Here is a 24869-nt window from a genome sequence, read left to right on the forward strand (position 1 = left end):
GTCCCGCACCGTGACACGAGGCGCGACCCGCCACGGCGGGTCGCGCCTCGTCGCGTGGCGGCGACCCGCGTACGGGCCCGGCTGCGCTTTCCCGCCCGCGCGGGGGACAATCACCCGGTGGACGCCATGCCAGTACCCGCCGCGCCGCCCCCGGCCCCCGCTCCGGCGGCCCGCGCCCGGCGGCTCCTCGCCCCGCTGGGCACGCTCGCCGGTGTCGTCGCCGCCTTCACGTACGTCGGCCTGGTCGACCCCAACGAGAGCGGCCACTACCCCGTCTGCCCGCTGCTCAGCATGACCGGCCTCTACTGCCCCGGCTGCGGCGGACTGCGCAGCGCCCACGCCGTGGCGCACGGTGACCTCGCCGCCGCCCTCGGTGCCAACGCGCTCGCCGTCATCGGTTACGGCGTCTTCGCCGTGGTCTGGCTCGTGTGGCTGATTCGCGTCGTTCGCGGCACACCGGTCCGGGTCTCGGTGCCACCCTTCTCGGGTTGGGCGGTCGGCGCGGTGATCCTGGTCTTCACCGTGGTACGGAACCTGCCTTTCGGCTCGTCGCTCGCCCCATGAAGTCCCAGGTGACGGGAGGCTCGACCGGCGGATGCGGGCCCTCGGCCCTCCTCCGGATACCATCGACATGGCTGATCCTGATCCATGGCTGAATCCGACACCGTTCCCGGAAGGGGGCCGCTCGCGTGAGTGTGCTCGACGAGATCATCGAAGGCGTACGCGCCGACCTCGCGGAGCGGCAGACGCGCGTCAGCCTTGACGAGCTCAAGGAGCGCGCGGGCAAGGCGCGGCCGGCCAAGGACGGCGTCGCCGCACTGCGCGGCGAGGGCGTCACGGTGATCTGCGAGGTCAAGCGCTCCAGCCCCTCCAAGGGCGCGCTGGCCGCGATCGCCGACCCCGCCGGACTGGCCGCCGACTACGAGGCGGGCGGCGCGGCCGCCATCTCCGTACTGACCGAGCAGCGCCGCTTCGGCGGTTCGCTGGCCGACCTCGAAGCCGTCCGGGCCAAGGTCGACATCCCCGTCCTGCGCAAGGACTTCATCGTCACGGCGTACCAGCTGTGGGAGGCGCGCGCGTACGGCGCGGATCTCGCCCTGCTGATCGTCGCCGCCCTGGAGCAGCCCGCGCTGGTCTCGCTCATCGAGCGCGCCGAGTCCATCGGACTCACCCCGATCGTCGAGGTGCACGACGAGGACGAGGTGGAGCGCGCGGTCGACGCCGGGGCGAGGATCATCGGCGTCAACGCGCGTGACCTCAAGACACTGAAGGTCGACCGCGGCACGTTCGAGCGGCTCGCCCCCGAGATCCCGGACGGCATCGTCAAGATCGCCGAGTCCGGTGTGCGCGGACCGCACGACCTCATCGCGTACGCCAACGCGGGCGCCGACTCGGTGCTCGTCGGCGAGTCCCTGGTCACCGGGCGCGACCCCAGGTCGGCGGTGGCCGATCTGGTCGCCGCGGGCGCCCACCCGGCGCTGCGGCACGGTCGGAGCTGACTCGCCGCATGCCCACCCCGACCGCCTCCGGAACCCTGGCCGCCGTGCGCGTGCCCCACGCGCCCCTGGCGCGCGGGTGCCGTCCGCGCGGCTGCCGGGCCCCGGCCAGGCGCGTGCGCGGACGGCGGGTGCGGTACGTGATCGGTGACGAACCCGGTCAGGTCAACGGCATGCGATGGCGCGGGGCCGCGCTCCGGCGAGGCCCTTCCGAACGCCACCACCGCAGGCCCTAGGTCCGCCGCGGCGGCCACACGTCCGGAAGACCGGGTCAGAACGACCCGCGCCCTCCCCCGCCCACGCGGGGTGCGGGCCCCCTCGCTCATGGCGCATACGGTGCACCCACCCGTTGCTCTACGAGGAGATCATCCGTGACCACCCCATCCTCCGAGTTCTTCATTCCCGACCCCGTGGGACTGAGCCCCGACGCCGAGGGCTACTTCGGCGCGTTCGGCGGCAAGTTCATCCCCGAGGCGCTCGTCGCCGCCGTCGACGAGGTCGCCGTCGAGTACGAGAAGGCCAAGGGCGACCCCGCCTTCACCGCCGAGCTGAACGACCTCATGGTCAACTACACCGGCCGCCCCAGCGCCCTCACCGAGGTCCCGCGGTTCGCCGCCGAGGCCGGCGGCGCCCGGGTGTTCCTCAAGCGGGAGGACCTGAACCACACCGGGTCCCACAAGATCAACAACGTGCTCGGCCAGGCGCTGCTCACCAAGCGCATGGGCAAGACCCGCGTCATCGCCGAGACCGGCGCCGGACAGCACGGCGTCGCCACCGCCACCGCCTGCGCGCTCTTCGGGCTCGAATGCACCATCTACATGGGCGAGATCGACACCGAGCGCCAGGCGCTCAACGTCGCCCGTATGCGGATGCTCGGCGCCGAGGTCGTGCCGGTGAAATCCGGCAGCCGCACCCTGAAGGACGCCATCAACGAGGCGTTCCGCGACTGGGTCGCCAACGTGGACCGTACGCACTACCTTTTCGGCACCGTCGCCGGACCGCACCCCTTCCCCGCGATGGTGCGCGACTTCCACCGTGTCATCGGCGTCGAGGCGCGGCGGCAGATCCTGGAGCGGGCGGGCCGGCTGCCCGACGCGGCCGTCGCCTGTGTGGGAGGCGGGTCCAACGCGATCGGTCTCTTCCACGCGTTCCTCGCCGACGCGGCCGTACGGTTGGTGGGCTGCGAGCCCGCGGGCCACGGCATCGAGACCGGCGAGCACGCGGCGACGCTGAGCGCCGGCGAGCCCGGCATCCTGCACGGTTCGCGGTCCTACGTCCTGCAGGACGAGGAGGGCCAGATCACCGAGCCCTACTCGATCTCCGCCGGACTCGACTACCCCGGCATCGGCCCCGAGCACGCGTACCTCAAGGACAGCGGGCGCGGCGAGTACCGGGCCGTGACCGACGACGACGCCATGCAGGCGCTGCTGCTGCTGTCCCGCACCGAGGGCATCATCCCGGCCATCGAGAGCGCGCACGCGCTCGCCGGGGCGCTGGAGGTCGGCCGTGAGCTGGGGGAGGACGGTCTGATCGTCGTCAACCTCTCCGGGCGCGGCGACAAGGACATGGACACCGCCGCCCGCTACTTCGGGCTGTACGACGGGGAGAGCGCCAAGTGAGCGGGAACATCCAGCTGTTGAGCGACACCCTCGCCGCCGCGAGGAGCGAGGGACGCGCCGCCCTCATCGCCTACCTGCCCGCCGGCTTCCCGACGGTCGACGGCGGCATCGACGCCGTGAAGGCCGTCTTCGACGGCGGAGCCGACGTCGTCGAGGTCGGGCTGCCGCACAGCGACCCGGTGCTCGACGGGCCCGTCATCCAGACCGCCGACGACGTCGCCCTCAAGGGCGGCGTGAAGATCGCGGACGTGATGCGTACGGTCCGCGAGGCGTACGAGGCCACCGGAAAGCCGGTGCTGGTCATGACGTACTGGAACCCGATCGACCGGTACGGCATCGAACGGTTCACCACCGAGCTGGCCGAGGCGGGCGGCGCCGGATGCATCCTGCCCGACCTGCCCGTACAGGAGTCCGACGTGTGGCGGCAGCACGCCGACAAGCACGGGCTGGCCACCGTCTTCGTGGTCGCGCCCAGCAGCAAGGACGACCGGCTCGCGAAGATCACCGCCGTCGGCTCCGGATTCGTCTACGCCGCCTCCCTGATGGGCGTCACCGGCACCCGCCAGTCGGTGGGCGCCCAGGCCCAGGACCTGGTGCGACGGACCCGCGCCACCACCGATCTGCCGGTGTGCGTCGGGCTCGGGGTGTCCGACGCGGCGCAGGCCGCCGAGGTCGCCGCCTTCGCCGACGGCGTCATCGTCGGCTCGGCCTTCGTCAAGCTGATGCTGGACGCCCCCGACCGCGCGGCCGGGCTGGTCGCGGTCCGCGCGCTCGCCGCCGACCTGGCCGAAGGCGTTCGCAAGCGCTGACGGGTGAGGTAGCTCGTACGGGTGGACCTGGGACCGGGGAGGTGCGTACGCGCCTCCCCGGTTCGTTGCTGTGGCGTGAGCGAGAAGAACCGTGAGGCAAAGAGGAGCGCCCGAGAGCGGCTCCAGGAGCAGCGTGAGCAGGAGAAGAGGCGAGAGCGGCGCAAGCGCACCCTGATCGTCTCGGCGGCGGTGGTGGGCGTGCTGGGCGTGGCGGCGGCGATCGGACTCGTCGCCACCAACGCGAACAAGGACAAGGGCGGCAGCGCCGCCGCGGGCCCCGTGCTCGCGCCGTCGGGCGCGCAGGGCAAGGACGAGCTGTCGATCCCCGTGGGCAGGGCCGACGCGCCGTCGACCCTCACCGTGTGGGAGGACTTCCGCTGCCCGGCCTGCGGCCAGTTCGAGAACGCGTTCCGGGACACGATCAAGGAGCTGGAGGAGGCCGGCCAGCTCAAGGTGGACTACCACCTCGCCACGATCATCGACGGCAACATGGGCGGCAGCGGCTCGCTGCGCGCGGCCAACGCGGCGGCGTGCGCCCAGGACGTGGGCAAGTTCGCGCCGTATCACGACACGCTCTTCCAGAATCAGCCGCCGGAGCCCGACGACGCCTTCGCCGACAACGCCAAGCTGCTGGAGCTCGCGGGCAAGGTCGACGGTCTGGAGTCGGCCCCCGGCTTCAAGCAGTGCGTCGAGGACGGCAAGCACGACAAATGGGTGGCGAATTCGAACACCGCCTTCCAGAACGGCGGCTTCAGCGGCACGCCGACCGTCCTGCTCAACGGTGAATCCGTCTTCCCCAAGAAGGGCGGCGAGGACATCACTCCGGCCAACTTCAAGCGGTGGGTCACGGAGGCCAACAAGGGCAAGCAGCCCGGCACCGCACCGGCGACCCCGCCCACCACCGGGGCCTCCCCCTCCTGAATCGACGGCCCGCGCGGGGCCGGTCCCGCGCGGGCTCGTTATCCAGACGTTGCCGGGCGGGTTGCCGTAGGCCCCGCCCGGCACGGTAGCGTCGGAACCGCCATGGACATTGCCTATATCCCCAGTCCGTCGAGCGGCGTGATCCATCTCGGACCACTTCCGCTGCGCGGCTACGCGTTCTGCATCATTCTCGGTGTCTTCGTCGCCGTCTGGTACGGCAACAAGCGCTGGATCGCCCGCGGCGGCAAGGCCGGCACCGTGGCGGACATTTCCGTCTGGGCCGTGCCCTTCGGACTTGTCGGCGGCCGGCTCTACCACGTGATCACGGACTACCAGCTGTACTTCAGCGACGGTAAGGACTGGGTCGACGCCTTCAAGATCTGGGAGGGCGGCCTCGGAATCTGGGGCGCCATCGCCTTCGGCGCCGTCGGCGCCTGGATCGGCTGTCGCCGCCGGGGCATCCCGCTGCCCGCCTACGCGGACGCCATCGCACCCGCGATCGTGCTCGCCCAGGCCATCGGCCGCTGGGGCAACTGGTTCAACCAGGAGCTGTACGGCAAGTCCACCGATCTGCCGTGGGCCGTGAAGATCAGCGAGGGTGTGAACCGCGAGGCGGGCACCTACCACCCGACGTTCCTCTACGAGTCGCTGTGGTGCGTCGGTGTCGCGCTGCTCGTCGTCTGGGCCGACCGCCGCTTCAAGCTCGGCCACGGACGGGCGTTCGCGCTGTACGTCGCCGCGTACTGTGTGGGCCGGTCCTGGATCGAGTACATGCGTGTCGACGAGGCCCACCACGTGCTGGGGCTGCGCCTCAACGTGTGGACCGCGATCGTCGTCTTCGTGCTGGCGGTCGTGTACATCGTGATCTCGGCGCGGATCAGGCCGGGGCGCGAGGAGATCGTCGAGCCGGACCGGGAGACGCTGGTCAAGGGCGGCAAGTCCAAGGACGCGAAGTCCACGGACGGCAAGGACGGCAAGGACAGCGACGCGGCCGACGCCGCCGAGGCCGACGACAAGGTCTCGATCAAGAAGGCGGACGACCCCAAGAGCGCCGGGGCGGACGCCGAAGCCGGTGCCGATGCCGACGCGAAGGTCGACGCCGGGGGCAGTGCCGACACCGCGGCGGCCAAGAACACCTGACCCTGCCCCCCCCGCACACCGCACCACGAAAGGGCCGCCGGGCCTCCTCAGGGGTCCGGCGGCCCTTTCGCGTACCGCTGGGGGCGGTCAGGCCCGCGCGGTCGCCCGCCCGGCCAGGAACAGCGTGCGGTGCGCCGCCGCCACGATCGCCGCGTCGACGAACCGCCCGTCCGGCAGCGCCAGCGCCCCCGTGCCCGTGGCTGCCGCCTCGACGATCTCGGCGGCCGACTCCACCTCGCGCGCCGTCGGCAGATACGCGCGCTCGATCACCGGCAGCTGGCGCGGATGGATCGCCGACCGCCCGAAGAAGCCGAGCGAGCGGCCGTGCGCGCACGAGGCGGCCAGCCCTTCCAGGTCCCGCACGTCGGGGAAGACGGACTGGACGGGCGCCGGCAGACCGGCGGCCCGCGCCGCCACCACGACGCGGCCGCGCGGCCAGTCGAGCCCGGCGTCGTTCCGTACCCCCAGATCGGCGCGGAGGTCGGCCTCGCCGAGTGCGATACCCCGCACGGCGGGATGGGCCGCGGCGATGGCGTGGGCGTTCTCGACGGCCAGGGCGCATTCGAGGAGCGCGTACAGCGGGGTGTCCGGGGCGATGGCGGCGACCCGGTGGATGTCCGAGGCGCGGGTGACCTTCGGCAGCCGCAGGCCGGCCAGGCCGGGGAGCCCGGCCAGCGCGGAGAGGTCGGCCTCGTCGGCGATACGGACATGGACGGGGGTGGAGCCGGGGCCCGCTTCGGGGGAGGTCGAGGCGAGCAGTTCGGCCGTCGCGGCGCGCGCGTACTCCCTGCGGTCGGGGGCCACCGCGTCCTCCAGGTCGACGATCACCGCGTCGGCGCCCGAGGCGAGCGCCTTCTGTACGACGTCGGGCCGGTCCCCGGGCACGTACAGCCAGGTCAGCCGGGTGTGCCCGGACCCCGGTCCGCCGGTCACAGCGCACCCTCCGTACGGAGGGCGGCGATCTCCGGTGCCGACAGACCCAGCTCGGTGAGGACGGCGTCCGTGTCGGCGCCGTGCGGGCGGCCCGCCCAGCGGATGGAGCCGGGGGTCTCGGAGAGCCGGAAGAGGACGTTCTGCATACGGATCGGGCCCAGCTCCGGGTCGGGGATCTCGGTGACGCTGTCCAGCGCCCGGTACTGCGGGTCCTCCATGACGTCGCGGATGTCGTAGACGGGCGCGATGGCCGCCTCCGCCTTCTCGAACGCGGCCATCGCGTCCTCGCGTGAATGCCGGGCGATCCAGTCGCCGACCGCCTCGTCGAGCACGTCGGCGTGCTCGGCCCGCCCGCCGCCGCTGCCGAACCACGGCTCGGCCGCCAGCTCCTCCCTCCCCACGAGGCGCATCACGCGCTCGGCGATCGACTGGGCGGAGGTGGAGACCGCGAGCCAGGAGCCGTCGGCGGTGCGGTAGGTGTTGCGGGGGGCGTTGTTACGGGAGCGGTTGCCGGTACGGGGCTGGACGTAGCCGAGCTGGTCGTACCAGAGCGGCTGCGGCCCCAGCACCGTCAGGATCGGCTCGATGATCGCCAGATCGACCACCTGGCCCCGGCCCGTCGTCGCCCGGCCGTTGAGCGCGGTCATCACGGCGTACGCGGTGGCCAGCGCGGCGATCGAGTCGGCCAGCCCGAACGGGGGCAACGTCGGCGGCCCCTCGGGCTCGCCGGTCATGGCGGCGAACCCGCTCATCGCCTCGGCGAGCGTGCCGAACCCGGGGCGGTGGGAGTACGGCCCGAACTGCCCGAAGCCGGTGACCCGGGCGAGGACCAACCGGGGGTTGACGGCGGCGAGTTCGGCCCAGCCGAGGCCCCATCTCTCCAGTGTGCCGGGGCGGAAGTTCTCGACGATCACATCCGCGTCGGCGGCCAGCCGCAGCAGGACGTCACGGCCGCGCGGGGAGGCGAGATCGAGCGTGATGGTGCGCTTGTTGCGGCCCAGGATCTTCCACCAGAGGCCGACACCGTCCTTCGCGGGGCCGTGCCCGCGCGACGGGTCGGGGCGGGTGGGGTGCTCGACCTTGATGACCTCGGCGCCGAAGTCACCCAGCATGGTGGCGGCGAGCGGACCGGCGAAGAGGGTGGCGAGGTCGAGAACGCGCAGGCCGTGCAGGGGCGGGGGAGTGGTGTGCGGGTCGGCGGTCATGAGGCGGCCTCGTCGATCTCGGAGCGGTACGGCATGGACGTGGACGCCCCGTGGCGTTGGACGCAGAGCGCGGCGGCGGCCGACGCCCAGCGCGTCGCCGCGGCCATCGGACGGCCCTCGCCGATCGCCACGGCGAGCGCCCCGACGAACGTGTCGCCGGCGCCCGTCGTGTCCACGGCGGTGACCTTCGGCGCGGGGACGGTGACGGGCTCGGCGCCGTGCGCCGCGTACAGACAGCCCGCCGCGCCCAGGGTGATCACGACCTCGGGGACCTGACGGAGCAACACCTCGGCCGCGGCGTACGGGTCGGCGACGCCCGCGAGCGCGGCGGCCTCGTGCTCGTTGGGCACCAACAGGTCGGTGGCGGTGAGGAGTTCGGGCGGCAGCGGCTGGACCGGGGCGGGGGTGAGGATCGTCCGTACCCCGTGCCGTCCGGCCGCCCGCGCGCCGTCGAGCACGACGCTCAGCGGGAGTTCGAGCTGGAGGAGCAGCGAGCCGGCGGTGCCGATGAGGGTCTCCTCGCCGGGGCCGAGCGCGGTGAGGGTGCCGTTCGCGCCGGGAACGACGACGATCGCGTTGCCGCCGTCGTCGTCCACGACGATGTGCGCGGTGCCGGACGGGCCTTCGGCGGTGTGGAGGAGGTCGGTGTCCACGCCGGAGGAGGAGAGCGTGTGCCGGAGCCGTACGCCGAACTCGTCGGCGCCGACCGCGCCGATCATCGCCACGTCGCCACCCGCGCGGGCGGCGGCGACGGCCTGGTTGGCGCCCTTGCCGCCGGGGACCGTACGGAATTCACGCCCCGTGACGGTCTCCCCCTGCTTCGGGGCCCGCGCGACGTACGCGACGAGGTCCATGTTGGTGCTGCCGAGCACCACGATGCCGGTCATGGGCGGAGTGCCTCCTGGGTGAGTCGGGCGAGTTCGTCGAAGCCGATGCCGTCGAATCCGACGACGGAGGTGGCGAGCCGGTTCTTGAGCGGCGCAGTCCACCGCTCGGGCAGCCGGTCCGGGTGCCCGGCGAGCAGACCGGCGACGGAACCGGCGGTCGCCCCGTTCGAGTCGGTGTCCCAACCACCGGACACGGCGCGGCAGATGGCGCCGGTGAAGTCGCCGTCGGCGTGGGTCAGGGCGGCGGCGAGGAGCGCGGCGTTGGGGACGGCGTGGACCCAGTGGTAGTGGTCGTGGTCGGCGTGCAACCGGTCGACGACGGTGTCGAAACTGTCGTGCGCGCGAGCGGTCTCGACGGCGTCGCGTACGGCCTGCGCGAGGCGCGAGCGCGGGGGTACGACGGCCAGGCCCTGCCGGAGGGAAGCGTGCACGTCCGCGCCGCCGCCGGCCGCGGCGATGGTGCCCGCGACGAACATCGCGCCGTACACACCGTTGGCGGTGTGCGTCAGCGCCGCGTCCCGGTGCGCCTGGGCGGCGGCCGACGCGGGGTCGCCCGGGTGCGCCCAGCCGTGGACGTCGGCGCGGATCGCCGCGCCGATCCACTCCCGGAACGGGTTGTGGTGCCGGGCGGTGTCCGGCGGCTCGATCCCGGAGAGCAGATTGCGGTACGCGACGCGCTCGGCGGTGAACGTACGCCCCGCGGGCAACTCGTCCAGCCAGAGGCGGGCGACGTCCGAGGTGCGGAAGGCGCGGCCGTACCGCTGGAGCAACAGCACATTGAGAAGCGGGTAGTTGAGGTCGTCGTCCTCGGGCATGCCGTCGATGTTCTCGGCGAGGGAGTTGCCGGCGGAGCGCCGGTTCCAGGGGTGCGCGGCGGCGAGGTCCGGGGGGAGGCCCTTGGCGGTGAACCAGGTGGTGAGGGGCCAGTTGCCGGTGGCGCGGGCGAGTTCGCGGATGGCGGGGAGTCCGAGCTTCTCGACGGGCTTCCCGAGAAGGCATCCGGCGGCGCGGCCGAGCCAGGCGGCGTGCAGCTGGTGGGCGTTGAGGCTTTCCCCGATCCCGCCCCTTCCCGAAACCGGGGGCGGGCCCCCGGACCCCGGTGGGGTGGTCGTGGCCGTCGGCCACCCGTCGCCGCACGCGCGCACGATCTCCGCCAGCGCCGTCGGTTCCTTCGCTGCCAACGGCGTTGGCAGGTGGGCCAGTTCGTCCAGCAGTGTCAGGGCCAGTGCGCGCAGTTCCGGGGGTGCCGGTGGGGTGGACGCGCCCGCGCGGGGCGGGGACGGGGGGCCGCCCGACGTGTGCCAGGTGGTGGCGACCGCCGACGCGTCGCGGCCGTCCTCGGAAGCCTGGCGGAGTTCATGGCCCAGCAGGTCCTCCGGCTGGACCCAGGTCACCCGCAGCAGCGGCTCCGTCATCGCGCCACCGTCAGCGCGTCGAAGGCCGACTCATGGGTGCGGCGGCGGGCCGAGTCCCGTGCGTAGACCTCGTACGCGACCTCCGTCAACGTCCGCCCCGGGCCGCGCAGATCGAGGCGGCTCGCCTCCGCGACCTGCTCCGACCACTCCGCCGGGACCGTCGACTCGCCGGACAGCGCCCCGGCCACCGCCCCGCTCATCGTGGCGATCGAGTCGCAGTCGCGGCCGTAGTTGACCGAACCCAGCACCGTACGGCGGTAGTCGCCGTCGCCGATGAGCAACATGCCCAGCGCGACGGGCAGTTCCTCGATGGAGTGCAGCCGGGAGGGCCGGCGCGCGCCGAGGGACGGGGCGCGGTAGTCGGGGCCCACCGTGTCGAACGGCGCGACGGCCTCCCGCAAGGGACGCAGCGCGGGCTCGAAGTCCTCGTAGGCGGCGGCCACTTCGCACACCGCCTCGATCGCGGCACGCGTCCCGTCCTTCGCGAGCGCCAGGCACGCGTCGACGACACTCGTCGGCGTCGCCCCCGGCACACACGCCGCCGCGACCGCCGCCGCGAGGACTCCGGCCGCCTCCCTGCCGTACGAGGACTGGTGCGCGCCGGCGACGTCGACGGCCTCCGCGTACGCCGCCGCCGGATTGGCCGCGTTGACGAGCCCCACCGGCGCCATGTACATCGCCGCACCGCAGTTGACGATGTTCCCGGCGCCCGCCTCGCGGGGGTCGACGTGCCCGTAGTGGATACGGGCGACGAGCCACTTCTCGGCGAGGAAGATCCGCTGCAGCGGCAGCGCCTCCGCCTCCAACTCCGGGATCCAGCGCGGTGTGGAGATCAGATCGGGGACGAGATGGTCGGCGACGGCGTACGCGTCGAGGTGGTCGCGGACCGTGTCGTACACCCGGACCAGGGCGTGCGTCAGCAAGGTGTCGTCGGTGACGTGGCCGTCGCCCTTGTGGTACGGGGCGATGGGCCGCGCCGTACGCCAGTCCTCGTTCCACGGACCGACGATGCCGGACACCCGGCCGCCGTGCCGGTCCACGATCTGCTCGGGGGTGTAGCCCTCGACGGGGCCGCCGAGCGCGTCGCCGACGGCCGCGCCGACGAGACTGCCGGTGATCCGGTCTTCGAGGGTCGGTGCGGGGGAGGGCGTGGGGGTGGGCGTCGCGGATGGTGTGAGCGTCGTCATGCCGGAATTGTCCACCCGGGTGCGTCCCGTCGGGGTGAAGCTCGCCGCCCGTGGCGCTACGGGGAGTTGTGGTCCGCCGCGGCGAGTGTGCGCGTCAACAGCCCGGCGAGTTCGACCAGATCCGTACCGGCGAGGCGGGGCAGCGCGCAGCCCGCCAGGGTGCGGCAGGCGTCGCGCCAGGTCGGGGGTACGGCCGTGCCGCCGCCGAGCGCCCCGGTCAGCGCGCCGGCGAGCGCGGGCGCGGAGTCCGCGACGCGTGAGAGGCAGGCGGCGGCGGGTACGGCGGCGGAGACGCTGCCGCCGGAGGCGACGGTCAGGGCGAGGGCGACGGGGACGGTTTCCGCAGCCGCGATGCCGTAGCTGTAGACGTGGTCGACGATCTGATGCTCCAGCAGCGGGACCAGTGCGAACGCGCCGGCCGGCTCGTGCGCGAAGTCCCTCGCCAGCTTGACGGCGTGCTGGGCGTTGCGGCCGATCTCCGTGCTGTCCGGGAGCTGTTCGAGCGCGGCGGCGACGGCCGCCTCGGTGTCGGCCCCGCCGAGCGCGGCGGCGACGGCGGCGGCCATCGCGCGGGCGCCGTGCACCCCGTCGCCGTCCTGCGTGTAGCGGGCGTCGAACTCGGCGAGTTCGGCGGCGGCGTGCGGCCGTCCCGGATGGACGACGGCCAGCACCACGGCCCGTACGCAGGCCGCGTCGTCGAAGTAGTGCGGGTTGTCGTGGCCGGTCGCGGGCGGGCGCAGTCCGGTGGCGAGATTGCCGAGCCCGGCGCGTACGGAGATCCGGGCGCGGAGCGGCAGCACGGCGGACTCCACCTCGGGCGCCCGGTCCGCCGCGGCGGCGACCTCGCTGGCGAGGGTGTTCCAGGCGAGGTCGACGGCGGCGCGCGTCCGGCGGTCGGCGGGGAGGCCGACGAAGAGATCGCCGAATGCGGTGAGCACGGTCTCGGCGGCGAAGGCGGCCCACTCGGCGTCGTCGGACGGGCCGAGGCGCAGGGGCTCGGGGGGCTGGTTGAGGGCGATGGGTACGGGGAGGGTGGTGGTCGCGTTCTGCTCGGCGAAGGTGTCGAGCTCACGGGTGAGCCGCCGGGTCCACTCGGGCATCCGCGCGGCCCGATGCCGCGCGGCGGGCCACCCGGCGGCATCCCCGGCGGCCAGCCCGAGCAACAGCCCTTCGACCCGGTTCGGCTCGGGGAGGGGCCTGACGCCGGGACGTGTGCGGGTCGCCTGCCGCTCGCCGCCGCCGAGATGCCCACAACGGGGCGCGCCGGCGACGGGGCGGTCGTCGTTCACCGGGCGGACCGGGACCTGTCCGGCGGCGGGCCGGTCGTCGTTCGGCGGTTTGGCCGACAGGCGTCTGCGGATCGGTTCGTCTCCGGTCTCCGACCGGGCGGGGTGCCGCTCGGCGACCGCTTCGTCCCCAGTCCCCGCGCGGGCCCGGCCCCGCCCGCCATACGGATCGTCCCTGGTCCCCACCCCTTCGCCGGCCGGCGCCCCCGCCACCCCCAGCCCCTCCGGCGCCTGAGGACACCCCTGGGCCGAAGCCCGCAGCTCGTCGCCGTCGCCCGCGTACACGGCCTCCGCCCGCAGCTCGTCGTCGTCGCCCGCGTACACGGCCGAAGCCCGCAGCTCGTCGCCCTCGCCCGCGTACTCGGTCCCCGACCCGCCCATCACGCCGCCCCCTGCCCGTCGTCGTCCGGTGTCAGCAGGTCCGCGATGTCCAGGACGTGGTAGCCGCGCATCGACGGCAGGCAGCTGCCGTGGACCGGGCCGATCGCCGAGGACCATTCCTCGGGGATCGCCGCGGCTCCGGACACCGCCCCCGACAGCGCTCCCGCGACCGCCGCCGTGGTGTCGGCGTCGCGGCCCATGTTGACCGCCGTCAGGACCGACGTACGGAAATCCCCGCGGGCCGCCGCGAACGCGCCGAACGCCAGGCCCACCGCCTCCGGCGCCAGGTCCGTCCACGGGTAGCCGCCGATGACGACCGCCGAGCGCACCGCCCGCTCCATGGTCAGTGTGTCGGGGTACTCGCGGCCCGCCGCGACCACCGCGCGGCGCAGGGAGCGGGCCGTCCAGGAGTCCATCGGGATCGCGGAGAGCGCCGCCGCGACCACGGAGGCCGGGCCCGCGCCCGTCATCGCGGCGGCGACACCGGCCGCCACCGCCTGGCCGCCGTAGATGCCCTCGCCGTCGTGGCTGACGGTGCCGTCGACCGCGACGAGGCGGGCCGCCTCGGCCGGGCGGCCCGCGGCGAAGACGCCGAACGGGGCCGCCCGCATCGCGAGGCCGTCGCTCCAGGCGTGCCGGTGCTGGGCGGTGATCGGGGCGGCGAGGCCCCGGCGCAGATTCTCCAGCGTGCCGCGTTCGCTGAAACCGGCTCCCCGGAACGGGCCCTCGTCGAGGTCGGCCAGCCAGTGGTGCCAGGCGTTCTCGACATGGGTGACGGTCAGGGCCGAGCCGTGTCTGGCCAGCAGGAGACCGGAGAAGATCGTGTACTCGGTGTCGTCGGTGCCCGCCGGGCTGTCGGTGACGAAGCCTTCGATACGGCCCCAGCGGCGGCGGATCTCCGAGGGCCGCATGTTCTCGGCGGGCGCGCCCAGCGCGTCGCCGACGGCGAGGCCGAGCAGCGCGCCACGCGCCCGTTCCCGCAGAGCGGCGACACCCGGAACCGGGCCGGAACCGCAGGCGGTCAACTCCATCGCGGGGCCTTTCGCACGCATCGGGCCCCCGGAGAGGTCCCTCTTCCCCGTATGCCTCCCACGCCACGTCCCCGAGGAGTCCGACCTGCGTCGCTGTCACCCGACAGGCCCTTGGTAAGCATGGCTTTCCTTGCTGGCGGGAGCCCCGTTTCGTGCGTACTTTCGAAGCCGTGGCGGGGTGTCCCGCCACCGGGGAACAGCGGGACCAGCAGGGAAAGGGGACAGCCGTGTCCGTCATGGACAACGAGGCGTCGCTCCACGGAGCGCACCGCGACAATCACACGCACCGCGATGTGAACGGCGGCTGGCTGCGTCCCGCGGTGTTCGGCGCGATGGACGGACTCGTCTCGAACCTCGCCCTGATGACCGGTGTCGCGGGCGGCGCCGTCGACCGGCAGACCATCGTCATCACCGGTCTCGCGGGCCTGGCGGCCGGCGCCTTCTCGATGGCGGCGGGGGAGTACACCTCCGTCGCGTCCCAGCGCGAGCTGGTCCAGGCGGAGCTGGACGTGGAGCGGCGGGAGCTGCGCAAGCACCCCAAGGACGAGATGGCGGAGCTGGCCGAGCTGTACGTGTCGCGCGGTGTCGAACCGGACCTCGCCCGCCAGGTCGCGGAGCAGCTCTCGCGGGACCCCGAGCTGGCCCTGGAGATCCACGCGCGCGAGGAGCTGGGGGTCGACCCGGACGATCTGCCGTCGCCCATGGTCGCCGCGGTGTCGTCGTTCGGCTGCTTCGCCCTGGGCGCCCTGCTGCCCGTCCTGCCGTATCTGATCGGCGCCACCGTCCTGTGGCCCGCCGTGCTGGTGGCCCTGGTCGGTCTCTTCGCCTGCGGCGCGCTGGTGGCGCGCGTGACCGCGCGCAGCTGGTGGTACAGCGGTCTGCGCCAGCTCGTCCTCGGTGGTACGGCGGCGGCGCTCACCTACGGCCTCGGGACGCTCTTCGGAGCCGCCGTCTAAGGCGCGTACGGTTGGCAGGAGGGCTGCGCCCGGCTCGTACGGCACCCTTGGACAGACGCCCCACCCGCGACATATTGCGCGGTCGGGGCGGTGCCGTCACTGTGGTGACGAACATCCCTCGACCATCCATCGGCGGTTGCCCCACTCGGGTGGGACACTATGCATGGCGTCACATATCTAGCCGTTACCCGGTTGTTTCGAACGCTTGAACTCCGGGCATGAGCCGTAGGCGCTGCGGGCAAAGAAGCCCGCTCCGCCGTGGTCCGGTGTCCGGCGTTCCGTTCGCCTCCGATCACCTCTGGCCTACCTTCGCCGCCACGTACGGCGGCCACGCACGGCGTCCACATGTTGGAATCAGCTTTCCGCTTCCTGAGCAGCCGACCCATCATGTAACCTGCACGAAATTTTGCCCTGGGCCAACGTCGTCCCTCGGTTCATCGCAAATGCCACGACGACGACGGGAGAGCCGATGCGTTTCGACGCCTGGTCGCCCATGGATGGCCGCCCCGCTGCGCAGGGCATGTATGACCCCCGTAACGAGCACGACGCCTGTGGCGTCGGGTTCGTGGCCACCCTGACCGGTGTGCCCGGCCACGAGATGGTCGAGCAGGCGCTGACCGTACTGCGCAATCTCGAACACCGCGGCGCCACCGGCTCCGAGCCCGACTCCGGCGACGGCGCCGGAATCCTGCTCCAGATCCCGGACGCCTTCCTGCGCGAGGTCACCGACTTCACGCTGCCCGAGGCCGGCTCGTACGCCGTCGGAATCGCCTTCCTGCCCGCCGAGAACCCGGACGAATTCGTCTCACAGATCGAGACGATCGCCGCCGAGGAGGACATCGACGTCCTCGGCTGGCGCGACGTGCCGGTCGCCCCGCAGATGCTCGGCGCCATCGCGCGCGCCACGATGCCGGTCTTCCGCCAGCTGTTCGTCGCCGCCCGCGCCGGGGACGCCGCCCGCACCGGCATCGACCTCGACCGCAAGGCGTTCGTCCTGCGCAAGCGCGCCGAGCGCGAGGCCGGGATCTACTTCCCCTCGCTCTCCGCCCGCACGATCGTCTACAAGGGCATGCTGACCACCGGCCAGCTGGAGCCCTTCTTCCCCGACCTCTCCGACCGCCGCTTCGCGACCGCCGTCGCCGTGGTCCACTCGCGCTTCTCCACCAACACCTTCCCGAGCTGGCCGCTCGCCCACCCGTACCGCTTCGTCGCCCACAACGGCGAGATCAACACGGTCAAGGGCAACCGCAACTGGATGAAGGCCCGCGAGTCCCTGCTCGCCTCCGACGTGTTCGGTGACGACCCCCGCACGCTGGAGAGCACCTTCCCGGTCTGCACCCCCGACGCCTCCGACTCGGCGTCCTTCGACGAGGTCCTGGAACTGCTCCACCTCGGCGGCCGGTCGCTGCCGCACTCCGTACTGATGATGGTCCCCGAGGCGTGGGAGAACCACGACTCGATGGACCCCGCCCGGCGCGCCTTCTACCAGTACCACTCCACGATGATGGAGCCCTGGGACGGCCCCGCCTGCGTCACCTTCACCGACGGCGTCCAGGTCGGCGCGGTCCTCGACCGCAACGGACTGCGCCCCGGCCGCTACTGGGTCACCGACGACGGCCTCGTCGTCCTCTCCTCCGAGGTCGGCGTCCTCGACATCGACCCCGCGAAGGTCGTCCGCAAGGGCCGCCTCCAGCCCGGCCGGATGTTCCTCGTCGACACCGCCGAGCACCGCATCATCGAGGACGACGAGATCAAGGCGACCCTCGCCGCCGAGAAGCCCTACCAGGAGTGGCTGGAAGCCGGCGAGATCGAGCTGGAGGACCTCCCCGAGCGCGAGCACATCGTGCACACGCACGCCTCCGTCACCCGCCGCCAGCAGACCTTCGGCTACACCGAGGAGGAGCTGCGGATCATCCTCGCCCCGATGGCCCGCACCGGCGGCGAACCGCTCGGCTCCATGGGCACCGACAGCCCCATCGCCGCGCTCTCCGCCCGCCCCCGGCTGCTGTTCGACTACTTCACCCAGCTGTTCGCGCAGGTCACGAACCCGCCGCTGGACGCCATCCGCGAGGAGCTCGTCACCTCGCTGCGCTCCACCCTCGGCCCCGCCGGCAATCTGCTGAAGCCGACCGCCGCCGCCTGCCGCAGCGTCACACTGCCGTTCCCGGTGATCGACAACGACGAGCTGGCCAAGCTCATACACGTCAACGCCGACGGCGACATGCCGGGCATGACCGCCGCCACGCTCTCCGGCCTCTACCGGGTCAGCGGCGGCGGCGAGGCCCTGGCCGCCCGCATCGAGGAGATCCGCGCCGAGACCGACGCCGCCATCGAGGGCGGCGCGCGCATCATCGTGCTCTCCGACCGGCACTCCGACGCCGAGCACGCGCCCATCCCGTCGCTGCTGCTCACCGCCGCCGTGCACCACCACCTCATCCGCACCAAGCAGCGCACCCAGGTCGGACTGCTGGTCGAGGCCGGCGACGTACGCGAGGTGCACCACGTCGCGCTGCTCATCGGCTACGGCGCCGCCGCCGTCAACCCGTACCTCGCCATGGAGTCCGTCGAGGACCTCGTCCGCGCGGGCACGTTCATCGAGGGCCTGGAGCCCGAGCAGGCCATCCGCAACCTGATCTACGCCCTCGGCAAGGGCGTCCTGAAGGTCATGTCCAAGATGGGCATCTCCACCGTCGCCTCCTACCGGGGCGCACAGGTCTTCGAGGCCGTCGGCCTCGACGAGGCTTTCGTGGAGAAGTACTTCAGCGGTACGGCGACCAAGATCGGCGGCGCCGGGCTCGACATCGTCGCCCAGGAGGTCGCCGCCCGCCACGCCAAGGGCTACCCGGCCTCCGGCATCTCCGCGTCGCACCGCGCGCTGGACATCGGCGGCGAGTACCAGTGGCGCCGCGAGGGCGAGCCGCACCTCTTCGACCCGGACACGGTCTTCCGGCTCCAGCACGCCACGCGCAACCGCCGCTACGACATCTTCAAGCAGTACACGGACCGGGTGAACGAGCAGTCCGAGCGCCTCATGACGCTGCGCGGACTCTTCAACTTCGACTCCGGCCGCGAGCCGGTCGCCCTCGACGAGGTCGAGCCCGTCTCCGAGATCGTCAAGCGCTTCTCCACCGGCGCCATGTCGTACGGCTCCATCTCCGGCGAGGCGCACGAGACCCTCGCCATCGCGATGAACCAGCTCGGCGGCAAGTCCAACACCGGCGAGGGCGGCGAGGACGCGGACCGGCTCCACGACCCGAGGCGCCGCTCCTCCATCAAGCAGGTCGCCTCCGGCCGCTTCGGCGTCACCAGCGAATACCTCGTCAACGCCGACGACATCCAGATCAAGATGGCCCAGGGCGCCAAGCCCGGCGAGGGCGGCCAGCTGCCCGGCCACAAGGTCTACCCGTGGGTCGCCAAGACCCGGCACTCCACCCCCGGCGTCGGCCTCATCTCGCCGCCGCCGCACCACGACATCTACTCCATCGAAGACCTCGCCCAGCTCATCCACGACCTCAAGAACGCCAACCCGGCCGCCCGCATCCACGTGAAGCTGGTCTCCGAGGTCGGCGTCGGCACGGTCGCCGCCGGTGTCTCCAAGGCCCACGCCGACGTGGTCCTGATCTCCGGACACGACGGCGGTACGGGCGCCTCCCCGCTCACCTCGCTCAAGCACGCGGGCGGCCCCTGGGAGCTGGGCCTCGCCGAGACCCAGCAGACCCTGCTGCTCAACGGGCTGCGCGACCGCATCGTCGTCCAGACCGACGGCCAGCTCAAGACCGGCCGCGACGTCGTCGTCGCCGCGCTGCTGGGCGCCGAGGAGTTCGGCTTCGCCACCGCGCCGCTCGTCGTCTCCGGCTGCGTCATGATGCGCGTCTGCCACCTCGACACCTGTCCGGTGGGCATCGCCACCCAGAACCCGGTGCTGCGCGAGCGCTTCTCCGGCAAGGCCGAGTACGTCGTCAACTTCTTCGAGTTCATCGCCGAGGAGGTCCGCGAGCTCCTGGCCGAGCTGGGCTTCCGCACTCTCGAAGAGGCCGTCGGCCACGCCGAGTTCCTCGACACCGAGCGGGCCGTGAACCACTGGAAGGCACAGGGCCTGGACCTCAAGCCCCTCTTCCACGTACCGATCCTGGGAGCCGGCGCCGTACGCCACCGCACCGTCGAGCAGGACCACGGCCTCGCCAAGGCGCTCGACAACCAACTGATCAAGCTCGCCGCCGACGCGCTCGGTGCCGAGAGCGCCGAGGCCGCCCAGCCGGTCCGCGCGCAGATCGCCATCCGCAACATCAACCGCACCGTCGGCACGATGCTCGGCCACGAGGTGACCAAGAAGTTCGGTGGCGCGGGCCTGCCCGACGACACCATCGACATCACCTTCACCGGCTCCGCGGGCCAGTCCTTCGGCGCCTTCCTGCCCCGCGGCGTCACGCTGCGCCTGGAGGGCGACGCCAACGACTACGTCGGCAAGGGCCTCTCCGGCGGCCGCGTCGTCGTCCGCCCCGACCGGGGCGCCGACCATCTCGCCGAGTACTCGACCATCGCGGGCAACACCATCGCGTACGGCGCGACCGGCGGCGAACTGTTCCTGCGCGGCCGCACCGGCGAACGCTTCTGCGTCCGCAACTCCGGCGCCACGGTGGTCTCCGAGGGCGTCGGCGACCACGGCTGCGAGTACATGACCGGCGGCCACGCCGTCGTACTCGGCGAGACGGGACGCAACTTCGCGGCCGGCATGTCCGGCGGCGTCGCGTACGTCATCGACCTCGACCCGGACAACGTCAACGCCGGCAACCTCGGCGCCGTCGAGACCGACCTCTCCGCGACCGACAAGGAGTGGCTGCACGACGTCGTGCGCCGCCACCACGAGGAGACCGGCTCCACCGTCGCCGAGAAGCTGCTGACCGACTGGGACACCTCCGTGGCCCGCTTCAGCAAGATCATCCCTTCCACCTACAAGGCAGTGCTCGCCGCCAAGGACGCCGCTGAGCTGGCCGGTCTCTCCGAGCAGGAGACCACCGAGAAGATGATGGAGGCGGCGACCAATGGCTGACCCCAAGGGCTTCCTGACCACCGGGCGTGAGACGGCCAAGACCCGCCCCGTGGAGGAGCGCAAGAAGGACTGGAACGAGGTCTACGTTCCGGGCTCGCTGCTCCCGATCATCAGCAAGCAGGCCGGGCGCTGCATGGACTGCGGCATCCCCTTCTGCCACCAGGGGTGTCCGCTCGGCAATCTCATCCCCGAGTGGAACGACTACGCCTACCGCGAGGACTGGACGGCGGCGAGCGAGCGCCTGCACGCCACCAACAACTTCCCGGAGTTCACCGGCCGGCTCTGCCCCGCGCCGTGCGAGTCCGCGTGCGTCCTGGCCATCAACCAGCCCGCCGTCACCATCAAGAACGTCGAGGTCTCCATCATCGACAAGGCGTGGGACAACGGCGACGTCGTCCCACGCCCCCCGGAGCGGCTGTCCGGCAAGACCGTCGCCGTCATCGGCTCGGGCCCGGCCGGCCTGGCCGCGGCCCAGCAGCTCACCCGGGCCGGCCACACGGTCGCCGTGTACGAGCGCGCCGACCGCATCGGCGGCCTGCTGCGCTACGGCATCCCCGAGTTCAAGATGGAGAAGTCCCACATCAACCGCCGTATCGAGCAGATGCGCGCGGAGGGCACCAAGTTCCGTACGGAGACGGAGATCGGCCGCGACATCGACGCGGCGAAGCTCCGCAGGCGCTACGACGCCGTGGTCATCGCGGCCGGCGCCACCGTCTCCCGCGACCTGCCCGTGCCCGGCCGTGAGCTCAAGGGCATCCACTTCGCCATGGAGTACCTGCCGCTCGCCAACAAGGTGCGCGAGGGCGACCTGACGGTCTCCCCGATCAGCGCCGAGGGCAAGCACGTCGTGGTCATCGGCGGCGGCGACACCGGCGCGGACTGCGTCGGTACGGCGCACCGCCAGGGCGCCGCGTCCGTCACCCAGCTGGAGATCATGCCCCGGCCGGGCGAGGACCGGGCCCCGAACCAGCCCTGGCCGACCTTCCCGATGCTCTACAAGGTCACCTCCGCGCACGAGGAGGGCGGCGAGCGGATCTACTCCGTCTCCACCACCCACTTCGAGGGCGACGCGTACGGCAACGTCCAGTCGCTGCACCTCACCGAGGTCGAGTTCGCCGACGGCCGTCCGGTGCCGAAGCCGGGCAGCGAGCGGACCATCCCCGCCCAGCTGGTCACCCTCGCGATGGGCTTCACCGGCACCGACCAGGAGAACGGCCTGGTCGACCAGTTCGGCCTCGAACTGGACGCGCGCGGCAACATCGCACGGGACGCCGACTACGCGACCAACGTCGACGGCGTGTACGTTGCCGGTGACGCGGGTCGGGGTCAGTCCCTGATCGTGTGGGCCATCGCCGAAGGCCGTTCGGCGGCGCGCGGCGTCGACAGCTATCTGACCGGAGCGAGCGATCTGCACGCCCCGATCCGTCCGACGGACCGCTCACTCACGGTCTGACGGAGAAGAGAACGTCCCGTACAACGGCGTACGGGCGGTGACGGCCCGGGGGACGTCCCCTGGACCCTCCGCAAGACACGGCGCCCGCCAGTCCCCGACCGGACATCGGCGGGCGCCGTGACATGTGTTTCTGATGCTGTGTAATCTCGACGCACCCCCCGCGCCCGTGACGGCCCCGTCGGCCTCGTCGAGTGAACGGCAGCACTCATGACCACAGCGCCCCTCGCGGGAGGCCCCGCGATCAGCCTTCGTAAGGTCGAGGAGACCGCGCCCGCGCTCGTCGAGCACTACCGGGCGGCGGGCGTCTCACTGCGCAAGCACGGCATGAGCGGTCAGCGCGCCGCCGTCTATCTGGTCCTCGACTACTCGGGATCGATGCGCGAGTACTACCAGGACGGCAGCGTCCAGGCATTCGCCGACCGGGTGCTCGGCCTCTCGGCGAATCTGGACGACGACGGTGTCGTGCCCGTCGTGTTCTTCTCCACGGACATCGACGCCGAGACGGACATCGCGCTCGCCGACCACCGGGGCCGTATCGACCGGATCGTGGCCGGGCTCGGGCACATGGGCAAGACCAGCTACCACCTCGCCATGGACGCGGTGATCGACCACTATCTGGACAGCGGGTCCACCGCGCCCGCCCTGGTGGTCTTCCAGACCGACGGCGGGCCCATCAACAAACTCGCCGCCGAGCGCTATCTCTGCAAGGCGGCCGAACTGCCACTGTTCTGGCAGTTCGTCGGCTTCGGGAACAAGCGCAGCTCGCAGTTCAACTTCCTCTCGAAACTTGACGAGTTGGCCGTCCCGCAGAAGCGGTCCGTCGACAACGCGGGCTTCTTCCACGCCGGTCTCGACCCCCGCGAGGTGCCGGACGACGTCCTGTACGACCGGCTTGTCGCGGAATTCCCGCAGTGGCTCGGCGCGGCCCGCGCGCGGGGCATCGTCCGCGGCTGACCGGCCACGACACCGCTCGTACGGCGTTCGATCGGCCCCGGGCGTGTCGGGCCCACGTCGGCCCCGGGGGCGTGCTAGGCTGACTGCGTTGCAGTTTTGGTACCCATGAACTTTATGTGCGCCTGACGGGAATGTTCCTCAGGCGCATTTTATTGTTTTCGCCGGCTTCTCCGGATGGGGCTCAATGCGGCGACGAGGAATCCGTGAAGTGCGGATTCGTCTCTGCACCTGTTTTAGGAGAATGACATGGCTACTGGAACCGTGAAGTGGTTCAACTCGGAAAAGGGCTTCGGCTTCATCGAGCAGGACGGCGGCGGCGCCGACGTCTTCGCCCACTACTCGAACATCGCCACCCAGGGCTTCCGTGAGCTCCAGGAGGGCCAGAAGGTCTCGTTCGACGTCACGCAGGGCCAGAAGGGCCCGCAGGCGGAGAACATCGTCCCGGCCTAATTTCCGGACGCGTACCTCGCAGCCGGGGCCCGCACCTGCACGGTGCGGGTCCCGGCTTGTGCTGTCCACAGGCCCAGGAAGGTTCTTTAACCGAATGACTCGCTCCGAACGCCCGGCCCGCGCACCCCGCCCGGCCGGCAAGCGCCCGGTCAACTCCCGCGCCAAGAGCCCCGCGAAAGGCACGGCAAAGACGCCGGTCCGCCGCGCCGCGCGCCCGCAGGAGTTCACGCTGCCGGAAACCATCACCCCCGCGCTGCCCGCCGTCGAGGCGTTCGACGAGCTCGACATGCCCGCGGCCCTGCTCAAGACCCTCACCTCACTGGGTGTGACCGAGCCCTTCCCGATCCAGGGCGCCACCCTCCCGAACTCCCTCGCGGGCCGCGACATCCTCGGCCGGGGCCGTACCGGATCCGGTAAGACCCTCGCCTTCGGACTCGCGCTGCTGGCCCGCCTCGCCGGCCGCCGCGCCGAGCCGCGCGCGCCGTACGCGATGGTGCTGGTGCCGACGCGCGAGCTGGCGCAGCAGGTCACCGACGCCCTCACCCCGTACGCCACCGCCGTGAACCTGCGCGTGGCGACCGTCGTCGGCGGTCTGTCGATCAGCAAGCAGGCCGGTCAGCTGCGCCGCGGCGCCGAAGTGCTCGTGGCGACGCCCGGCCGGCTCAAGGACCTCATCGAGCGTGGCGACTGCCGGCTGGACCAGGTCACCATCACCGTCCTCGACGAGGCCGACCAGATGGCCGACATGGGCTTCATGCCGCAGGTCACCGCGCTGCTGAAGCAGGTGCGGCCCGACGGGCAGCGGATGCTGTTCTCCGCGACGCTGGACAAGAACATCGACCGGCTCGTACGGCAGTACCTGACCGACCCCGTCGTCCACTCCGTCGACCCCTCCCAGGGCGCGGTCACGACGATGGAGCACCACCTCCTGTACGTCATGGACGAGACGGACAAGAAGGCCGTCACGATGCGGATCGCGGCCCGGGAGGGCCGGGTGCTGCTCTTCCTGGACACCAAGCGGGCGGTGGACCGGCTGGTCAAGCGGCTGCTGGCGAGCGGTGTACGGGCGTCGGGCCTGCACGGCGGCCGGTCGCAGCCGCAGCGCAACCGGACGCTCGACCAGTTCAAGACCGGGCTGGTGACGGTGCTCGTCGCGACGAACGTCGCCGCCCGCGGCATCCACGTGGACGACCTCGACCTGGTCGTCAACGTCGACCCGCCCGTCGACCACAAGGACTATCTGCACCGGGGCGGACGCACCGCGCGCGCCGGGGAGTCCGGCAGTGTCGTGACGCTCGTCCTGCCGGAGCAGAAGCGGGACATGACGCGGCTGATGTCCGACGCGGGCATCGCCCCCCGGATCACCAGCGTGAAGTCGACCGACGAGGAACTGGCGCGGCTGACCGGCGCCCGCGAGCCTTCCGGGGTCGCGATCACCATCGAGGTGCCGCAGGCCGCCGTACAGAAGCCGCAGAAGGCGCGCGCGTCGCGTCCCGCGCGGCGGAGCAACGGCGCCGGTTCGGGCAGCGGCGGCGGCGGGGCCCGACTGGGCGCGGCCGGTGCGGGTGCCGGCGGCTCCGGGCGAGGCAGCCGCGGCGGTCGTCGTGGCCGGCCGCCGGAGCGCGGCGCCGAGGGCGGTCGCCGCACCGCGGCGTAGCCGACGCCGATCTTCGCGTCGAGGGCCGGACAGGCCGAC

At 72.2% G+C, this 24869-nt stretch carries 19 protein-coding genes and 1 pseudogene; 13 read left to right on the top strand and 7 right to left on the bottom strand.

Going from position 1 to position 24869, the window contains the following annotated elements:
• Window positions 1–126 precede the first annotated feature (126 nt).
• The 7 genes from ACFUN8_RS29010 (at window position 127) to lgt (ending at window position 5985) form a co-directional block, all read left to right on the top strand.
• Window positions 127–564, top strand: coding sequence for a DUF2752 domain-containing protein (locus ACFUN8_RS29010; protein WP_383643814.1), 438 nt, complete (start codon window positions 127–129; stop codon window positions 562–564).
• Between the two features lie 125 nt (window positions 565–689).
• The gene (gene trpC, locus ACFUN8_RS29015) at window positions 690–1499 is read left to right on the top strand and encodes an indole-3-glycerol phosphate synthase TrpC (RefSeq protein WP_383643768.1); all 810 of its coding nucleotides are present in this window, start codon (window positions 690–692) and stop codon (window positions 1497–1499) included.
• 8 nt (window positions 1500–1507) lie between these two features.
• Window positions 1508–1732, top strand: coding sequence for a tryptophan biosynthesis modulator TrpM (gene trpM / locus ACFUN8_RS29020; RefSeq protein WP_383643771.1), 225 nt, complete (start codon window positions 1508–1510; stop codon window positions 1730–1732).
• A 135-nt stretch (window positions 1733–1867) separates the two neighbouring features.
• Window positions 1868–3115: a tryptophan synthase subunit beta gene (trpB, locus tag ACFUN8_RS29025; RefSeq protein WP_383643774.1), complete on the top strand. Its 1248-nt coding sequence runs from the start codon at window positions 1868–1870 to the stop codon at window positions 3113–3115.
• The gene (trpA, locus tag ACFUN8_RS29030; RefSeq protein ID WP_383643777.1) at window positions 3112–3924 is read left to right on the top strand and encodes a tryptophan synthase subunit alpha; all 813 of its coding nucleotides are present in this window, start codon (window positions 3112–3114) and stop codon (window positions 3922–3924) included. Before trpB ends, trpA begins: the two co-directional genes overlap by 4 nt.
• Window positions 3925–3999: 75 nt before the next feature.
• Complete coding sequence (locus tag ACFUN8_RS29035; RefSeq protein ID WP_383643780.1) at window positions 4000–4845, top strand: DsbA family protein; 846 nt, start codon at window positions 4000–4002, stop codon at window positions 4843–4845.
• A 102-nt stretch (window positions 4846–4947) separates the two neighbouring features.
• A complete protein-coding gene (lgt, locus tag ACFUN8_RS29040; RefSeq protein ID WP_383643782.1) occupies window positions 4948–5985 on the top strand; it encodes a prolipoprotein diacylglyceryl transferase in 1038 nt (345 codons plus the stop codon).
• Window positions 5986–6072: 87 nt separating this feature from the next.
• On the opposite strand, the gene ACFUN8_RS29045 is transcribed toward lgt, so the two are convergent.
• The 7 genes and pseudogenes from ACFUN8_RS29045 to ACFUN8_RS29075 form a co-directional block, all read right to left on the bottom strand.
• On the bottom strand, window positions 6073–6918 hold the full coding sequence (locus ACFUN8_RS29045) for an HpcH/HpaI aldolase/citrate lyase family protein (RefSeq protein WP_383643785.1): 846 nt from the start codon (window positions 6916–6918) through the stop codon (window positions 6073–6075).
• Window positions 6915–8123 (bottom strand): CaiB/BaiF CoA transferase family protein, encoded by a 1209-nt coding sequence (locus ACFUN8_RS29050; RefSeq protein ID WP_383643788.1) that lies wholly within the window; start codon window positions 8121–8123, stop codon window positions 6915–6917. The genes ACFUN8_RS29045 and ACFUN8_RS29050 overlap by 4 nt, the downstream gene beginning before the upstream one ends.
• Window positions 8120–9010: a ribokinase gene (gene rbsK / locus ACFUN8_RS29055; protein WP_383643791.1), complete on the bottom strand. Its 891-nt coding sequence runs from the start codon at window positions 9008–9010 to the stop codon at window positions 8120–8122. Before rbsK ends, ACFUN8_RS29050 begins: the two co-directional genes overlap by 4 nt.
• Window positions 9007–10425: an ADP-ribosylglycohydrolase family protein gene (locus ACFUN8_RS29060; RefSeq protein ID WP_383643794.1), complete on the bottom strand. Its 1419-nt coding sequence runs from the start codon at window positions 10423–10425 to the stop codon at window positions 9007–9009. Before ACFUN8_RS29060 ends, rbsK begins: the two co-directional genes overlap by 4 nt.
• Entirely contained in the window at window positions 10422–11612 is a 1191-nt protein-coding gene (locus tag ACFUN8_RS29065) for an ADP-ribosylglycohydrolase family protein (RefSeq protein WP_383643797.1), read from the bottom strand. Before ACFUN8_RS29065 ends, ACFUN8_RS29060 begins: the two co-directional genes overlap by 4 nt.
• Window positions 11560–12901, bottom strand: a pseudogene (locus tag ACFUN8_RS29070) (ADP-ribosylglycohydrolase family protein); the annotation flags it as partial. The gene ACFUN8_RS29065 and the pseudogene ACFUN8_RS29070, both read right to left, overlap by 53 nt.
• 377 nt (window positions 12902–13278) lie before the next feature.
• Window positions 13279–14310 carry an ADP-ribosylglycohydrolase family protein gene (locus tag ACFUN8_RS29075; protein ID WP_383643799.1) on the bottom strand — a complete coding sequence of 344 codons (1032 nt, stop codon included), beginning with the start codon at window positions 14308–14310 and terminating at the stop codon, window positions 13279–13281.
• A 236-nt stretch (window positions 14311–14546) separates the two neighbouring features.
• Between ACFUN8_RS29075 and ACFUN8_RS29080 the strand changes: the two genes are divergently transcribed.
• The 6 genes from ACFUN8_RS29080 (at window position 14547) to ACFUN8_RS29105 (ending at window position 24830) form a co-directional block, all read left to right on the top strand.
• Window positions 14547–15266 (top strand): VIT1/CCC1 transporter family protein, encoded by a 720-nt coding sequence (locus ACFUN8_RS29080; RefSeq protein WP_383643816.1) that lies wholly within the window; start codon window positions 14547–14549, stop codon window positions 15264–15266.
• A gap of 469 nt (window positions 15267–15735) precedes the next feature.
• Window positions 15736–20316, top strand: a complete 4581-nt coding sequence (gene gltB / locus ACFUN8_RS29085) for a glutamate synthase large subunit (protein WP_383643802.1) — start codon at window positions 15736–15738, stop codon at window positions 20314–20316.
• On the top strand, window positions 20309–21769 hold the full coding sequence (locus ACFUN8_RS29090) for a glutamate synthase subunit beta (protein ID WP_383643805.1): 1461 nt from the start codon (window positions 20309–20311) through the stop codon (window positions 21767–21769). Before gltB ends, ACFUN8_RS29090 begins: the two co-directional genes overlap by 8 nt.
• A 207-nt stretch (window positions 21770–21976) precedes the next feature.
• A complete protein-coding gene (locus tag ACFUN8_RS29095; protein WP_383643808.1) occupies window positions 21977–22723 on the top strand; it encodes a VWA domain-containing protein in 747 nt (248 codons plus the stop codon).
• A 246-nt stretch (window positions 22724–22969) separates the two neighbouring features.
• Window positions 22970–23173, top strand: a complete 204-nt coding sequence (locus ACFUN8_RS29100; protein WP_015607926.1) for a cold-shock protein — start codon at window positions 22970–22972, stop codon at window positions 23171–23173.
• Between the two features lie 94 nt (window positions 23174–23267).
• A complete protein-coding gene (locus ACFUN8_RS29105) occupies window positions 23268–24830 on the top strand; it encodes a DEAD/DEAH box helicase (protein WP_383643811.1) in 1563 nt (520 codons plus the stop codon).
• Window positions 24831–24869 lie beyond the last annotated feature (39 nt).

This window comes from Streptomyces sp. NPDC057307 (genome assembly GCF_042667665.1).
GTDB lineage: Bacteria > Actinomycetota > Actinomycetes > Streptomycetales > Streptomycetaceae > Streptomyces.

Coding starts and splice junctions, on each gene's coding strand:
- ACFUN8_RS29010 (WP_383643814.1), top strand. CDS start 127: ATGCCAGTACCCGCCGCGCCGCCCCCGGCCCCCGCTCCGGCGGCCCGC.
- trpM (WP_383643771.1), top strand. CDS start 1,508: ATGCCCACCCCGACCGCCTCCGGAACCCTGGCCGCCGTGCGCGTGCCC.
- lgt (WP_383643782.1), top strand. CDS start 4,948: ATGGACATTGCCTATATCCCCAGTCCGTCGAGCGGCGTGATCCATCTC.
- ACFUN8_RS29050 (WP_383643788.1), bottom strand. CDS start 8,123: ATGACCGCCGACCCGCACACCACTCCCCCGCCCCTGCACGGCCTGCGC.
- rbsK (WP_383643791.1), bottom strand. CDS start 9,010: ATGACCGGCATCGTGGTGCTCGGCAGCACCAACATGGACCTCGTCGCG.
- ACFUN8_RS29060 (WP_383643794.1), bottom strand. CDS start 10,425: ATGACGGAGCCGCTGCTGCGGGTGACCTGGGTCCAGCCGGAGGACCTG.
- ACFUN8_RS29065 (WP_383643797.1), bottom strand. CDS start 11,612: ATGACGACGCTCACACCATCCGCGACGCCCACCCCCACGCCCTCCCCC.
- ACFUN8_RS29075 (WP_383643799.1), bottom strand. CDS start 14,310: ATGGAGTTGACCGCCTGCGGTTCCGGCCCGGTTCCGGGTGTCGCCGCT.
- ACFUN8_RS29080 (WP_383643816.1), top strand. CDS start 14,547: ATGGACAACGAGGCGTCGCTCCACGGAGCGCACCGCGACAATCACACG.
- gltB (WP_383643802.1), top strand. CDS start 15,736: ATGCGTTTCGACGCCTGGTCGCCCATGGATGGCCGCCCCGCTGCGCAG.
- ACFUN8_RS29090 (WP_383643805.1), top strand. CDS start 20,309: ATGGCTGACCCCAAGGGCTTCCTGACCACCGGGCGTGAGACGGCCAAG.
- ACFUN8_RS29095 (WP_383643808.1), top strand. CDS start 21,977: ATGACCACAGCGCCCCTCGCGGGAGGCCCCGCGATCAGCCTTCGTAAG.
- ACFUN8_RS29100 (WP_015607926.1), top strand. CDS start 22,970: ATGGCTACTGGAACCGTGAAGTGGTTCAACTCGGAAAAGGGCTTCGGC.
- ACFUN8_RS29105 (WP_383643811.1), top strand. CDS start 23,268: ATGACTCGCTCCGAACGCCCGGCCCGCGCACCCCGCCCGGCCGGCAAG.